Consider the following 14,720-nt stretch of genomic DNA (forward strand, 5'->3'; position numbering starts at 1 on the left):
AAGCCCGGGATTTTTTTTATACCCTGCCACATCTATCTATGGCACAATTTTCGTTTATATTTGTTTCATCATATGAAACAGTACCTATCTTTATTAACCGCCGCAGTGATTTATACTGCCTGCCATCCAAGTGCCGCATCAAACAGCACTCCGACTGCCGAAACCGCCGTTGTCGCACCGGCATCCACCAATGAACGGCCAATCGATTCATTCCGCATTGCCAACAAACAATTCCTGGTATACAGCTTAGCAAAATCATCATTCGGTCCTGCGACCGAATTAGATTATGATAGCCTAGAAGGGCCACAGCTGACCAAATATGCCGCTAAAGTGCAAAGGAAAGGTGATTCCCTCCTCTTCGTACTGAAGAATGGTAAGACTGCTGTACTGGCCAACGTTAAGCATCCGCCTATAGACGAGGATTATGCCGTATACTACTATGCCGGTTACCAGGAAGACCTGCAGCAACACCTCGCCTTTGGCAGCTATTATGAATCCAGCGATTTCCTGCTCGTCAATCCTGCTACAGGCAAGCAAACGCACATATGGGGTATTCCACACCTCTCACCAGATAAACAATTTGTACTCTGTCCTTCTTTCGACCTGGAAACTGGATCCAACAATAATGGGTTTGAACTCTACAGTTACGAAAATGGAAATGTGAAATTGCTCGGAGAAACAGAGCTGCAACACTGGGGTCCTGGCCGTATAAAATGGTTGGATGCCCATACTCTGGAAGCTGAATACCAGACCATAGATACTGCAATGACTATCCACACGAAACCCGTGAAGATAGTCATGCAATAAAAACGGAAAGAGGTTGTATAAAAAGATACAACCTCTTTTTACTTCGTATACTTCGCGATGAAATTAAACATCTTATCCGCTGCATCATTCGCTACCTGCTCCGACGAATACCCATGATAGCCATCGAAGGTATAGAATACATGATCTATCTTATGCTTCGACAAGGCACTGTCTAACTCCATACCCTGAGCTATCCTCACTAATGTATCCAGCTTGCCATGCACCAGAAATGTCGGCGGACTATCTGAAGACACATAAGTAGCAGGACTACTCACCGCATAAATTTCCGGGTTCTCTGCAGGCGTAGCCCCCAGCACCAATTGCATCAACTCAGGTACACCGGAAGATCCCTCCTTATACATCCGCGCCAAATCGTAAGGCCCCCAGTTACTCACCACACACTTTATATGCTTTTGCTCATTGTGCTTATATGCAATCAGCGTAGTTAAATGCGCACCGGCACTGGCTCCTATCAGGGCTGAAGATGGCGATACCAGGAACGAATCTGCATGTGCATACATGTAATTCATTGCCGCTACCAAGTCCTCCTCTGCTGCCGGAAATTTATTCTTTCCATCTTTCACCAGGCGGTAATTAATATTTACATAGGCAAATGCAGGCGAGAAAGTAGTATTCCTGAGCAGGCCTTCACAGGCAACCGTAAAATCACTTTTATCTCCACCCAACCATCCACCCCCATGTACAAATACCATCAGGTGCGTACGCCTGGGCGACCTGCCCGCCGGCAGATAAATGTCCATCGTTTGTAAAGAATCATCCCCATAGTGTTGATTGAGTAAGATCAACTCCTGCTTTGCACCAGGGCTCACTGCCAGCGTGGTATCCACAGGATTTGCCTGGGAAGCAGATTCATTTTTGCATGCAGGTAAAATGTATAAAAGGATAGCGCATGGTAATATCCTATTCCAGGAGCGAAACATCATATATAGACTAATAATTGCTGTAACTTCAAGTTAAAACCTGCTAATATGAAACATACCCTCCTGCTCTCATTTCTTTGCTGCATACTGACAATAACATCCTTTGCACAGGCCCCGATAACCAATGTAGAAGGTCATACCAATGCAATCATAGGTAAACTGACAAAGTCGCTTTCCCTCAAAGAAGATCAACAGACAAAACTGCGGGCATATATCTCCGAATTTATTACACAACGCAATACCGTTGTGGCCGAAACAAAAGCCAACCCCAAAGCCTATGATGCTAAAATTAAAAGCATGCACAATGGCTTTTACAAAAAACTAAAAACAGCCATGACGACTGAGCAGTATGATAGCTTTCTACAGTTAAAACCTGCGGATAATGATCCGACAAACGTATTGTCCCAATTATATTACTAATAACAAAAAGCCCTGCAGGATGTTCCCGCAGGGCTTGATAATTTTTGTTAATAGTTTGTTATGCTCCCCATGCTTTACGCAGGAATCTTAGCCAGTTGCCATGCATAATGTTTTCCACATCCTCATCTGAGTACCCCCTCTTCTTAAACAATGCAGGCAGCTTTTGCACATCTGCAATCGTCTCCAGGTCGTAAGGACACTGTTCCTTTCCAAAGGCACCATCCAGGTCTGAACCAATGCCTACATGCAATGCATTGCCTGCCAGCTGACAGATATAATCCATATGATCTACCAGCTTTTCCAGGTTACAATCCATGCCCTTAGGGTCAGAAACGCCCCTTACCCATCCGGGTACCATCATCCATGCATCCATTGCGCCGCCAATCACAGCACCACGTTTTACCAGTTCAAGGATCATCTCGTCGGCAAACTGGCGATTATGATTTACCAGTTTACGCACGTTGTTATGGCTGGCCCATACATGTCCGTTGAAGTGCTCCATGGCTTCCCAGAAGCTGTCATCGCACAGATGCGTAGCGTCGAGAATGATATTCAGGCGTTCCATTTCCTTCAGCAAAGCCCGGCCTTTTTCGCCCATATACCCTGTAGCATCCGTCCCTTGTGCATATCTGCCCGGGCCATAGTGAGCCGGGCCTACAGCACGCAGCCCATTGTTGTAGGCTCTTTCCAGGTAAGAGATGTCTACGATAGAATCAGCCCCTTCCAGGCTTAAGATATACCCAATAGCTTTGTTGTCTGTAGGTTGGCCATCATTCCAGTAAGCAAGATGCTTTTCCAGCGATGCCAGGTCAGTGATCGGAGTCAGTTCACCGGCTTCTTCCATCGCTTTGTACCATGCCAGCTGTCCCTGTGTCTGCGCCCAGGCCTGCTCCGGCGAAAACCAACCAGGCAGCGGGTTGTCAGGTGCCACAAAACGGGCTATCTGGGTACCTACTACCAATCCTATATTTCCTTTGCGCAGCTCAGGAAAAGATACAACACCCTTAGCGCGGTCTGGTTTATCTGTGAGCCCTTCTTCTATCTTCCTGATGTCGTTGACAGGCAGGCGAAGATTACGGTTCCACTCCATCGCGTTCATGCTGAGATCCAGATGCGCGTCTATTGCAAACATGCTTATAATAGTTTTAAATTTCAGATCATGATCTTCCTGTCTCTCGCAACTACTTTCCATTGCGCAATACAGGTATTATTTTCTACAACGCCTACACGCTCATACAGGGCAACGGTAGGACATATGTGATAAGGTACGCCGTAGAATACAGTGCCTACAGGATACTGCATAGTATCAGCTACTTTCACAACCAGGTGTTCTTCACTCTGCGATAAAGGCGATGCTTCAGGTGCATTCAGGAATACCACCCTAGGCTGTGGGTTCTCGGCTGCGACTGACTTATGTCCCAGGTCAAGGCACAAACGTTCTCCGTCAATCACAGAGATCACTCTTGTTACCAATACTGCTGCATAGTCAAACTGCTGATCCGGCAAGTGTTGCTGATACCCCCAATCCCAGAAGATAAAAGTACCGGGACTACACTCCACCCCCTGCCTTTCGGCATGAATAGGAAATGTAGGTGAACCACCTGCCACAATACGTGGAGCAGGCAATCCGACATCTGTAATCATCTGTGCAAGGGCCGCTACAGGCTCATAGGCGGCATCGCATTTCTCTTTGCGCACAGCAAAGTCCACATCATGCAGGTGACCATCATAAGCGTGTAGTCCTATCGGTGATAGCCCCGGCAGGTCCGCCAGTTCCTGGTATAATGCGAGTGCGCCTGAACCTGGCACAATGCCTGTCCTGTTCATCCCTACGTTCAGATCGAGATACACAGGCAGCACTTTTTGCGCGGTAGCAAATTGTGCGGCGATAGCTACTGCCGAAGCAGCGTTGTCCACCAGGCAACTGTATTTTGTATCCGGGTATTGCTCTGTGAGTTCCAGCAATCTTCCAATCTTCGGCCCTACAGGCTGATAAGCGAGCAATACATCTTTTGCACCTGCCAGTCCAAGCATTTCAGCTTCGGCGATAGTGGCGCATTTAAATTTATGAATACCCTCTTCTATCATCAGCGCTGCGGCTTCTGTGATCTTGCTGGTTTTCACATGTGGGCGCAATCGCTGCACATCCTTCACAGAAGCTTTCACTGCAAGGATATTGTCTCGCATACGCTCAGGATACACCAGCAATGCAGGTGAATCCACCGTGTTAATGTTGTGCAGTTCGTACCAGTTCATAGCTGATTATGCTAATTCAAATAATGCTTCGATTTCTACAGGAATATTGTCAGGCAGGGAACCCATACCGACAGCACTACGCACACCAATCCCATTTTCTTCGCCCCAGATCTTTGCAAACAATTCACTCGCCCCATTGATCACGTAAGGATGACGACCAAAATCAGGTGTACAGTTCACCATACCCAATACCTTGATCACACGCTTCACCTTGTCCAGGCTACCCAGATTGGTAACGATGGTAGAAAGCATGGTCAGCGCTACTTGTCTGGCAGCCAGCTTACCCTTCTCAATATCCATGTCCTCACCAATACGGCCTATGATCAGGCTCTTATCGTCCTGTACAGGGCCATGGCCGGAGAGATACAGGTATTTGCCATCGATCAGGTAAGGTTTGTAAACACCTAATGGAGCAGGTGCTGGTGGTAATGTCAATCCTAATGCCTGGAAGTTTTCTGTTGCTGTCATTTCACTGAAAAATTTCTATAGTTATTAATTCGGTTTCCTATTCCTATTATAGCATCAATTTCCTTTTTTTATCCCTTTCAGGGTATTAAATTTTAATGTACGAATACACTTAATATCAAACACCCTATCAGTCCGACCACACTCACAATCGTTTCCATCACGGACCAGGTCTTAAAGGTATCCTTGACTGTCAGGTTAAAGTACTCTTTAAACAACCAAAACCCGCCATCGTTCACATGACTGAACATGAGGCTGCCCGCGCCTGTTGCCAAAACCATCAAACTGGGGTTTACCCCCAGCGTTCCCACCAGCGGTCCCAGCATTGCAGCCGTCGTCAATCCGGCAATAGTAGCAGAGCCTACCGCCACTCTTACCAGGGCTGCCAGGCTCCAGGCCAGCAACAATGGATTCATATGAGTGCTCATCATACCCTGCGCTATAACATCGCTCACCTTGCTATCCATCAGCATTTGCGTCAGGGCACCGGAACCACCGATGATGAGGATGATAGGAGACACATCCTTGATCGATTCATCCAGCGATTTCATCACCGCCTTCATTTTCAATCCTCTCTTCAGGCCCAGTAAATAAATGCCATTCAATACGGCGAGCAGCATCACAATGATGGGGTCTCCCAGCCAGTCTGCGATCTTCAATACAGGTCCTTCTGTAACTGTTAGTTTCACAATAGTTGTTCCAGCCAGCAGGATGACAGGTAGCAGGGCTGCAAACAGGCTCTCGGCCATGCCCGGCAGTTGCTCATCCGGAATCGGCGCTATATGAAACAAAGCAGCAGGTTCCTGTTGATAGCCTCTTAAGAAACGGCTGAAAACAGGCCCTGCGCATATGATAGCAGGAATTGCCACCATCATTCCGTACATCAGGGTCATGCCCATATTCGCACCAAAAGCGCCTACCAGGGCAGTCGGCGATGGATGGGGCGGCAGGTAGCCATGTGTGACTGACAGTGATGCCAGCATAGGAATACCCAGGTACACCGCAGGCAGTTTTGTCCGAGCTGCCACCGTAAAGATCAGTGGCACCATGAGCACAAAACCAATATTATAAAACAAGGGAATGCCTACAATAAAACCCGTCAGCATCAGTGACCACTGAATATACTTCCGGCCAAAGAGATGCATCAATCCATTTGCAATTCTTTGCGCCGCACCGCTCTCCGCCACCAGTTTACCCAGCATACTGCCAAATACAATGATGGTGACCAGTCCACCCAGGGTCTTGCCAATACCGGTAGTAATAGATTGCGTAATTGTATTGATATCCATCTTCAGGGCTAAACCCATGAACAGACACACGACCAGGAAAGCTATGAATGTGTTGAGCCTAAACCCCGCTACCAGCAATACCAGCAGCAGGATTGACATAAGTACAATGATTAAAGCCATCGGAATTCTTTAGATGTTGGCGACTAAAAATATCTGGTTATTCATATCTGAGCGCAATAATAGGGTCGAGTTTAGAAGCCTTGATAGCGGGGAATATACCTGCCATTAAGCCTACACCGGCACACAGGCTGATACCCATAAAGATCCAGAACCAGGGTATTACAAAACTGGTATGCATCAGGAGTGAAACCACATTGCCCACCAGCATGCCCAGCAGCACTCCAAGAGCACCTCCCATGACACTGATGATGATAGATTCGTACACAAACTGCCTGCGGATCACTGTTTTCGTTGCGCCCAGTGCCTTGTTCACACCAATTTCACGCGTACGCTCAGCTACAGAGACCAGCATGATATTCGTCAATCCTATTGCGGAGCCGAACAGGGTAATGATCCCGATCAGCGCAGCGGCACCTGCCACATATGCCAGGTTGCTAAACAACATTTCGCCTATACTGTCACTCTTGCTGATATAAAAATTTTCCTCTTCATTCACATGCAGATGCCTGATAATGCGGAATAGGCCGGTAGCCTCTCCTACTGCAGCATCCATATGGTTAATATCTTTTACAGAAACACCGATATTGTAGGTCATCGTGTTACCGCCAAATACTCTTCTCGTGTTCGTCACAGTGGTTACCACCACCTTGTCGGCACTCATAAATCCACTGTTCCCTTTCGTCTCCAGCAACCCGATCACCCTGTAGCGCACGTTCCCCACACGGATATTGCTGTTAATCACGTTTTTCATAGCATCTCCGAACAGCTTCTTTGCTACGTCTGTTCCCAATATAGCGACATTCCGCCCTGTTTCCATATCCAATTGATTAAAGTTCCTGCCTTCTTTCAATTTATAGTTGGAAAAATCCAGGTAGTTTTCATCGCCACCTATTACCTGTATGTTTGGATTTGTTTTGCTGTCTCCCCTGTACACAGTTACTCCCCCACTTGCAGTCACAGATACACTCACTGTAGCAGGAAAAGAAAAACGTCTGCTAAAGTCTCTCGCTTCTACCCAGGTGATGGGGATATTGGCATTCGAAGTTTTTACTTTCTTCTTTTTCTTATCACTCTTTTTTGCATCCGGCCCATCCCCCATAAAGATGCGTAATGCCCTGTTCTGAATAGAGAAGCTGTTCGCCCCCATACTGGCAAAACTGCTATAAATACTGTTTTTCATGCTTTCAGTAGCAGTCAGAATACCTACCAGGGCCATGATCCCAAAAGCGATAATGGAAATAGTAAGCCCTGCGCGTAATCTATTCGCGCTGACAGAACTGTAAGCAAGGGAAAATATGTCACGGAATTGCATGATTTAAAGATAACAAAAAACATTTTTCCGCTATTTTTATTATATAAATGGCGAACCCTCCTACTATAAAAGAAATTGCAGAGAAACTGAAGCTGGCAAAATCTACAGTTTCCCGTGCACTGCATGACCATCCCAGTATCGGGCTGCGTACCCGGATGAAGGTACAGGAGCTGGCACGTGCCCTCAATTACGAACCGAATCAGACTGCCATTCACTTTCAGCAGAAAAAGACCTTTACGATCGGGATCGTATTACCAGAACTTTCAGAGGCTTTCTTCTCCGCCGCCATTAGCGGTATTGAAGATGCAGCGAACCAGAACAATTACATGGTACTGCTGGGGCAATCACATGATGATGCTGCCAGGGAGAAAAAGATTGTGGAAATTATGAAGAATCACCGGGTAGATGGGCTGATAGTTTCGCTGGCGAAAAATACCGGGGATTATGCACATTTTGAGGCCTTGGAAAAGTTCAATATTCCCGTGGTATTCTTTGATCGTATTCCGGATAAAAAAGACATTCACTATGTAGCCTGCAACATGGAATCAGGCACCCTGCAGGCAGTCTCTCATTTGCTGGAAAAAGGCCATCGTGTAATCGGTATGATCAATGGGCCGGAACAACTCGTAGCCACACCACAGCGGGAGGCTGGATTCAAGCAGGCATTGCAGAAGAAGCGGTTGAAATTCGATGCCAGCCTGATTGTAAATTCAGATCTTACCCGGGAAGGAACGCGGGCTGCTATGCAGCAATTATTGGCTAACAAAAGGAAGGCGACTGCTATTGTAGCATTCAATGATTATGTGGCGCAGGATGCAGTACAGTATGCACTGGAGCAGGGAATCAAAGTGAATAAAGAGTTGACGTTTGTGAGTTATGCCAATCTGCCTTTGAGCAGTTATATGGCGTTTCCGCCGGTGGCTTCGGTGGAGCAGTATCCTTATGAGCAGGGGTATAAGGCTACTGAGATTTTAATTTCATTGTTAGGTAATAAAAATGAGCAGGATTTTCAACACATCATTATCGATTCGCGCCTGGTAGTCAGATAGCCTGCATACTCAGCCGGCGGCAAGCCTATCACCCCAAAATTCACGCAACCGTTTGCGCAAACTTCCTATCAATCTTTCCCTTAAGTTTGAATCATCAGCAACATTTTATCAATCCAAACATCATGCAGGCTTCGATACTGGCAGCTTATGGAATAGTGGCAGATGAATGTACTATCCAGCCTTTTGGCAGCGGACTTATCAACACCACCTGGAAAGTCATCCATGGCGACAAGTCCTACATTTTACAGCGGATCAATCACCAGGTGTTCAAACAACCCGAAGTGATCGCAAACAACATCCGTTATATCGGCCAGTATCTGCAGCAACATTCACCGGAATACTTCTTTGTACAACCCGTGAATACCCTGGATGATGAAGGACTCGTAATCACTGAAAACGGTGAATACTTCCGCCTGCAGCCCTTTGTTCCCGACTCCCGCAGCTATGATGTCGTAGACGATGAACAACTGGCCTGGGAAGCAGCTAAACAATTCGGCAGATTCACCCGCTTATTATCCGATATCGACACAAATAAAATCGGCTATAGCTTACCTGATTTCCACAACCTCACTTTACGATATCAACAATTTGAGGATGCGTTGAAAAAGGGCAACAAGGCGAGAATAGCAGAATCTGAAGAAATGATTTTCAGAATCAGGCAATACGCTTATCTCACCGATACATTCGAAGCCATCAAACAGAATCCTGCTTTCAAAATCAGGGTCATGCATCATGATACCAAGATCAATAACGTACTCTTTGACAATAGCGGAAATGGAATCTGTGTAATTGACTTAGACACTGTGATGCCGGGATACTTCATCAGTGACTTCGGGGATATGATGAGAACTTACTTATCCCCGGCAAATGAGGAGGAAAAAGACTTTAGTAAGGTAGCAGCAAGACCTGCATTCTTTAAGGCGATTGTAAGCGGTTATCTGAGCGAATTGAAAGATGAATTAAGCCCTGACGAAATTCATCACCTGGTCTACGCAGGACAATTTATGGTCTACATGCAGGCCATCCGCTTCCTTGCAGATTATCTGAACAACGATATTTATTACGGCGCCAGATACGAAAAACACAACTATGTAAGAGCAGGCAACCAGCTGGCCTTATTAGACCGTATCAGCGAGCAGGAAGGAATATTTTTAAGTGCGATCACTACACCAGATCGCGTCGTTTGAAAAGCAGCACCATTTGAAAACAAAAATGCCGGCATATAGCCGGCATTTTTTATGGATGTAAAATTCGTTTTTATGCAAACTGTAAGAGCAATCCAGGGAACACACCCAGCAGGATCACGATAGCAGCAGTCACTACCAGCAGGAACTTAAATCTTCCATTCATTTCTTCTACACCTGGTTCACCGGATTTAAAGTACATCGCCATGATCACCCTGAAATAGTAGTACACGCTGATGGCAGCACAAATCACTGCAATGATCACCAGCCAGAACAGGTTACCTTCCTGTACCGCTGCTGTGAGCACATAATATTTAGCAAAGAAACCTGCAGTCAGCGGAATACCTGCCAATGATAACAAACAGATCGTAGTCACAGCAGCCACCAGCGGCTCCTTCTTCGCCAACCCGTTAAAACCATCGAAAGTATAATCCTTCATCTTGATCAGTACTGCGAAGATGCCGATAGTGGCAATAGAATAAGCAGCAGCATACAGGATAATACCTTTTACAGCAAAGTCACTGAAGGCAATAACTGACAGCAGCATAAAACCTGCCTGCGCAATACTTGAATAAGCCAGCATACGCTTTACACTCTGCTGGAATACCGCTGTAAAGTTACCAATGATCAGCGTAGCAGCTGTAACCAGTGCCAGCAGCAACTGCCAGTCCTTACTGATTGTACCGGTAAACGCACCATGGAATAAACGGATAAATGCAATAAAGCTACCCGCCTTTACCACAGTGGCCATAAAGGAAGTAAATACAGAAGGAGAACCATCATATACATCCGGAGTCCAGAAGTGGAATGGTGCGGCAGAAACTTTAAAGCTTAGTGCAAATGCAATCAGGATCACACCACAGAGTGCCAGCGGGCTTATCGCTCCGTCCCCAATACCTAATTCACTGATCAGGAAAGATCCGGTTGCTCCATAGATCAGGGTAATACCCATCAGCAAAATACCGGTAGAGAAAGAACCCATCAGGAAGTACTTCAGGGAAGCCTCGCTGCTCTTAGGACTCTTCTTGTCACTACCAGCCAGGATATACTGAGGAATAGAAATAATTTCTATCGCCAGGAAAAGCATTAATAAACTGCTGAACGAAGATGCCAGCGAAATACCCGACAGAATGAAAAATACCAGTGCAAAGTAATCAGACACATGTTCTCCTACTTTTTCAAAAGCACTGCCTGACAGCATAAAGTACAATAAGGTAGCTCCAAAAGCCACGGCATTGAACAGTACACTGAAGTTAGTCACAGTGATCATACCATACAGAGTGCGGCTACCTCCCTGTAATGTGCACAATTCAGCCAGGTTCGCTGCAAAGCAAATGAGCAACGCCACGATGGCAACAAATTTAATGGACTGCTTATTTTTCACGAAAAGCCCCGCAAACATCATCAAAACGCCCGATAAAGCAGTAGATATTAATGCATTCATATTCCTGTGTTACGAAAGAACAACTTTTTAATAAACCTTATTAACCAATTCAGTAGTGCTCTGAACCAACTCCAGCATAGGCTTTGGATATACACCTAATACCAGGATGATCGCCACTATCACACCCAATGCCAGCAATTCATTGCCACGCAGATCAGTAGTGGTTTCTGTCAGCTGATTAGGCTGTCCGAAGATCACTTTCTGCACCATGTTCAGGGTATACACTGCACCCAGGATCACACCCAGACCAGCTACTGCCATAAACCATGGATTATACTGATACAAGCCGCTGAACATCAGGAACTCCCCGATGAAACCATTGGTCAGCGGCAAAGCAATATTGGCAAAACTGATAATCACCAGGAAGGTAGCCATACGAGGTGCATAAGCTGCAATACCACCCAGTTCATTCAATGATTTTACTTTCAGACGATCCTGGATAATCTCTACGATAATCCACAACCCGATGATGTTGATACCGTGGTTGAAGAACTGTACCAGCACACCCTGTAAGCTCTGCTCATTGTTCGCGAAGATGGCGGCACTCATCAACCCGATGTGGGCGATGGAAGAATAAGCGATCAGGCGTTTGAAATCAGATTGAACAATAGCGATGCAGGAAGCATATACGATCCCGATGATAGACAATACAATTGCTACATCAGACCATACATAAGCACCCTGTGGTAACACCGGCAGTAACCAGCGGATCACACCAAAGAGACCCATCTTCACCATGATACCTGACAGTACCATTGTAACCGGGGTGGGAGATTGCTCGTAAGTATCCGGCTGCCATGTGTGGAAAGGGAAGATCGGCATCTTTATTGCAAAAGCTACAAAGAACAACCAGAAGAGGCAGGACTGTGTTTCTTTTGGCAAAGCTGCCGTCGTGAAGCTCGCATAACTGAATGAGTGATCAGGTGTTTGCAGATAGATATAGATAATACCGATCAGCATCAGCAGTGAACCTGCAAACGTGTATACGAAGAATTTGAAGGTAACAGGGATTCTCTTTTCTCCTCCCCACAGTGAGCAGAGGAAATAGACAGGAATCAGCGCCAGTTCCCAGAAGAAGTAGAACAGCATCGCATCATAGGCAGCAAATACCCCCATGAGACCTGCCTGCGATAACAGCATCAGTGCATAGAAGCTGTTAGCACGGTCATACTCCCTCTTATTGATAACAATAAAGATCAGTACAAATGAAATAGAAGTGAGCAGGCTAAGCATCATGCCCATACCATCCAATCCTACACTAAAACCAGCTCCCAGTTGTGGTATCCAGTTGCAGCTATGGCTGAGGCTTTCAGGTGCAGACCTGAACTGGAACAACGCAGCGATAGTGACTGCCAGCGATGCCAGAGATGATATCAAACCCAGCGTCTTAGGGCCTGATCCCTTCAGACCAAATGCAATAAGGCCCGTCACCAAAGGAATCAAAATGAGTAATACTGTCAACATAATTTTATCTAAACTTGTCCTTTTTGAATGATGATGCAGGTAATACTATCGAACCAGGAACCCGATTACGAATAATATAACCATCCCTATAACCATGGCAAATATGTAAAAACCTACCTGCCCGCTCTGAAGCAACCTTACCTGTTGACTACCCCACTGTACACCACGGCCTACACCGTTTACCAGTCTGTCAATACCGGAACGCTCAATCGCCTCTTCAAAGAAACGGCTCAGCATACCCAGGGGCTTTACTATGATAGCATCGTAAATTTCGTCTACATACCACTTGTTCTCCAGCACTTTCGCAATACCTGTACGTGGCTCACCATTGTCAGTGAAGTTGCGGTACCAGTTGCGCGCCAGGAAGATAGTGATGATTACCAGCACAGAGCTCAGCCCCATCAGCAACCATTCAGTGCTGTGTGCCATCTCATGCAGCTCTACCTTTTCTGCAGAGGCAGCGAAGATAGGATGCAGGTAATGTTCTAACAGGTTAGGTGCACCAAATACTGCTGGTAAACCTACATAACCACCAATCACAGACAGGATAGCCAGTACGATCAGCGGGAACGTCATTGCCCCCGGACTTTCGTGCAGGTGATGCTCCTGTTCGTGTGTACCGCGGAACTGACCACAGAATGTGATGTAGTATAAGCGGAACATATAGAACGCCGTCATCAGTGCCGTCAGCAAGCCTACTACATACAGCAGCTTGTTGGCAGCAAAGGTGTGGGATAAAATTTCATCTTTAGAGAAGAAGCCGGATAAACCAGGGATCCCTGATATAGCCAGACAGCCGATCAGGAATGTAGCATTCGTAATGGGCATGTACTTTTTCAGACCACCCATCTTACGAATATCCTGCTCGCCGCCCATTGCGTGGATTACAGAACCTGAACCCAGGAACAACAGCGCCTTGAAGAATGCGTGTGTCATGACGTGGAATACCGCAGTTGTATAAGCACCTACACCCAGGGCGAGGAACATATAGCCTAACTGAGATACCGTGGAGTAGGCCAGCACTTTCTTGATATCATCCTGCTTCAGTGCGATAGAAGCCGCCAGCACTGCTGTAACCAGGCCAATGATAGCTACTACGTTCTGCACACAGGGAGCAAGTGTATAAAGAATATTGCTGCGCGCAATCATATAGATACCAGCTGTCACCATCGTAGCAGCGTGGATCAGGGCAGATACCGGGGTTGGACCCGCCATCGCATCAGGCAACCAGGTATAGAGCGGCACCTGTGCTGATTTACCCATCGCACCTACAAAGAAGAGGATCGCAATTGCAGCGAGGGTACCATCACCCTTAGCCACACCTGCAATCTGTGGTAATACTTCAGCATAGTTTACACTGCCAAAGTGTACAATCATCAGGAACATACCCAGCAGGAAACCGAGGTCACCGATGCGGTTCATGACGAATGCTTTCTTGGCAGCATTGTTGTAATTAGTATTCTTGTACCAAAAGCCGATCAGGAGGTAAGAGCAAAGGCCCACACCTTCCCAGCCTATGAACATCATCACGTAGTTGGCTCCTAAAACCAGGATCAACATAGAGAACACGAAGAGGTTCAGGTACGCGAAGTAACGCGCAAAACCCTCGCTGGTCTCATCGTGCATGTAAGAAGTAGAGTAAATATGAATCAGAGAGCCTACGCCTGTGATGATCAGGAGAAACAGTGAACTTAACTGATCTACCTGAAAGGCAAATGGAATATGCAGGCTGCCTGCAGAAATGAAGTCAAACAGTTGTACGGTTACCGCCTGAAAACCCGGGGTGCGTACTTCCAGGAACATCAGCAAACTAATCACAAAAGCCGCCAGTATAGCCCCGCTCCCAACGATACCTGCCAGTGATTTGGAGAGGTATCTTCTTCCCAATCCATTCACCAGAAATCCTAATAGTGGTAATAATGGTACCAGCCAAACTAGATTAATCATCTATCAAATACGAATTACGATT

13 protein-coding genes are annotated in these 14,720 nt (G+C 46.4%); 4 read left to right on the plus strand and 9 right to left on the minus strand.

Annotated features, from left to right (window positions below; genetic code table 11):
- Positions 1–72: 72 nt before the first annotated feature.
- A complete protein-coding gene (locus DXN04_RS13600) occupies positions 73–807 on the plus strand; it encodes a hypothetical protein (RefSeq protein WP_116853901.1) in 735 nt (244 codons plus the stop codon).
- Positions 808–845: 38 nt separating this feature from the next.
- Here DXN04_RS13600 and DXN04_RS13605 read toward each other — a convergent pair whose 3' ends face one another.
- A complete protein-coding gene (locus DXN04_RS13605) occupies positions 846–1,751 on the minus strand; it encodes an alpha/beta hydrolase (RefSeq protein ID WP_116853902.1) in 906 nt (301 codons plus the stop codon).
- Between the two features lie 45 nt (positions 1,752–1,796).
- On the opposite strand from DXN04_RS13605, the gene DXN04_RS13610 reads away from it, so the two are divergent.
- Positions 1,797–2,168: a hypothetical protein gene (locus DXN04_RS13610; protein ID WP_116853903.1), complete on the plus strand. Its 372-nt coding sequence runs from the start codon at positions 1,797–1,799 to the stop codon at positions 2,166–2,168.
- Positions 2,169–2,226: 58 nt separating this feature from the next.
- Here the strand turns inward: DXN04_RS13610 and DXN04_RS13615 are convergent, their stop codons facing one another.
- From DXN04_RS13615 to DXN04_RS13635, 5 genes are all read right to left on the minus strand, one after another.
- Positions 2,227–3,300 carry a dipeptidase gene (locus DXN04_RS13615; RefSeq protein ID WP_116853904.1) on the minus strand — a complete coding sequence of 358 codons (1,074 nt, stop codon included), beginning with the start codon at positions 3,298–3,300 and terminating at the stop codon, positions 2,227–2,229.
- A gap of 20 nt (positions 3,301–3,320) precedes the next feature.
- A complete protein-coding gene (locus DXN04_RS13620) occupies positions 3,321–4,424 on the minus strand; it encodes a D-TA family PLP-dependent enzyme (protein WP_116853905.1) in 1,104 nt (367 codons plus the stop codon).
- A gap of 6 nt (positions 4,425–4,430) precedes the next feature.
- Positions 4,431–4,892: a RidA family protein gene (locus DXN04_RS13625; RefSeq protein WP_116853906.1), complete on the minus strand. Its 462-nt coding sequence runs from the start codon at positions 4,890–4,892 to the stop codon at positions 4,431–4,433.
- Positions 4,893–4,984: 92 nt separating this feature from the next.
- On the minus strand, positions 4,985–6,298 hold the full coding sequence (locus DXN04_RS13630; RefSeq protein WP_116853907.1) for a gluconate:H+ symporter: 1,314 nt from the start codon (positions 6,296–6,298) through the stop codon (positions 4,985–4,987).
- Between the two features lie 37 nt (positions 6,299–6,335).
- Positions 6,336–7,610 (minus strand): ABC transporter permease, encoded by a 1,275-nt coding sequence (locus tag DXN04_RS13635; protein WP_116853908.1) that lies wholly within the window; start codon positions 7,608–7,610, stop codon positions 6,336–6,338.
- Between the two features lie 47 nt (positions 7,611–7,657).
- Here DXN04_RS13635 and DXN04_RS13640 point away from each other — a divergent pair, with 47 nt between their 5' ends.
- Both DXN04_RS13640 and DXN04_RS13645 read left to right on the plus strand, forming a co-directional pair.
- Positions 7,658–8,659, plus strand: a complete 1,002-nt coding sequence (locus DXN04_RS13640) for a LacI family DNA-binding transcriptional regulator (RefSeq protein ID WP_116853909.1) — start codon at positions 7,658–7,660, stop codon at positions 8,657–8,659.
- A 122-nt stretch (positions 8,660–8,781) separates the two neighbouring features.
- The gene (locus tag DXN04_RS13645) at positions 8,782–9,846 is read left to right on the plus strand and encodes a phosphotransferase enzyme family protein (RefSeq protein WP_116853910.1); all 1,065 of its coding nucleotides are present in this window, start codon (positions 8,782–8,784) and stop codon (positions 9,844–9,846) included.
- Positions 9,847–9,916: 70 nt separating this feature from the next.
- Here the strand turns inward: DXN04_RS13645 and DXN04_RS13650 are convergent, their stop codons facing one another.
- The 3 genes from DXN04_RS13650 to nuoL are packed head-to-tail and all read right to left on the minus strand — an operon-like array spanning position 9,917 to position 14,698.
- Positions 9,917–11,287 (minus strand): NADH-quinone oxidoreductase subunit N, encoded by a 1,371-nt coding sequence (locus DXN04_RS13650; RefSeq protein WP_116853911.1) that lies wholly within the window; start codon positions 11,285–11,287, stop codon positions 9,917–9,919.
- 27 nt (positions 11,288–11,314) lie between these two features.
- Complete coding sequence (locus DXN04_RS13655) at positions 11,315–12,751, minus strand: complex I subunit 4 family protein (protein WP_116853912.1); 1,437 nt, start codon at positions 12,749–12,751, stop codon at positions 11,315–11,317.
- A 45-nt stretch (positions 12,752–12,796) separates the two neighbouring features.
- Positions 12,797–14,698, minus strand: a complete 1,902-nt coding sequence (gene nuoL, locus DXN04_RS13660; RefSeq protein ID WP_116853913.1) for an NADH-quinone oxidoreductase subunit L — start codon at positions 14,696–14,698, stop codon at positions 12,797–12,799.
- Positions 14,699–14,720 lie beyond the last annotated feature (22 nt).

Origin of the sequence: Chitinophaga silvisoli (assembly GCF_003412465.1) — a bacterium.
Classification (GTDB): domain Bacteria; phylum Bacteroidota; class Bacteroidia; order Chitinophagales; family Chitinophagaceae; genus Chitinophaga; species Chitinophaga silvisoli.

Excerpts from the sequence above, each read along its gene's own strand:
- DXN04_RS13610 (WP_116853903.1), top strand. The coding sequence starts at position 1,797 with ATGAAACATACCCTCCTGCTCTCATTTCTTTGCTGCATACTGACAATA.
- DXN04_RS13600 (WP_116853901.1), top strand. The coding sequence starts at position 73 with ATGAAACAGTACCTATCTTTATTAACCGCCGCAGTGATTTATACTGCC.
- nuoL (WP_116853913.1), bottom strand. The coding sequence starts at position 14,698 with ATGATTAATCTAGTTTGGCTGGTACCATTATTACCACTATTAGGATTT.
- DXN04_RS13655 (WP_116853912.1), bottom strand. The coding sequence starts at position 12,751 with ATGTTGACAGTATTACTCATTTTGATTCCTTTGGTGACGGGCCTTATT.
- DXN04_RS13605 (WP_116853902.1), bottom strand. The coding sequence starts at position 1,751 with ATGATGTTTCGCTCCTGGAATAGGATATTACCATGCGCTATCCTTTTA.
- DXN04_RS13635 (WP_116853908.1), bottom strand. The coding sequence starts at position 7,610 with ATGCAATTCCGTGACATATTTTCCCTTGCTTACAGTTCTGTCAGCGCG.
- DXN04_RS13620 (WP_116853905.1), bottom strand. The coding sequence starts at position 4,424 with ATGAACTGGTACGAACTGCACAACATTAACACGGTGGATTCACCTGCA.
- DXN04_RS13615 (WP_116853904.1), bottom strand. The coding sequence starts at position 3,300 with ATGTTTGCAATAGACGCGCATCTGGATCTCAGCATGAACGCGATGGAG.
- DXN04_RS13625 (WP_116853906.1), bottom strand. The coding sequence starts at position 4,892 with ATGACAGCAACAGAAAACTTCCAGGCATTAGGATTGACATTACCACCA.
- DXN04_RS13640 (WP_116853909.1), top strand. The coding sequence starts at position 7,658 with ATGGCGAACCCTCCTACTATAAAAGAAATTGCAGAGAAACTGAAGCTG.
- DXN04_RS13645 (WP_116853910.1), top strand. The coding sequence starts at position 8,782 with ATGCAGGCTTCGATACTGGCAGCTTATGGAATAGTGGCAGATGAATGT.
- DXN04_RS13630 (WP_116853907.1), bottom strand. The coding sequence starts at position 6,298 with ATGGCTTTAATCATTGTACTTATGTCAATCCTGCTGCTGGTATTGCTG.
- DXN04_RS13650 (WP_116853911.1), bottom strand. The coding sequence starts at position 11,287 with ATGAATGCATTAATATCTACTGCTTTATCGGGCGTTTTGATGATGTTT.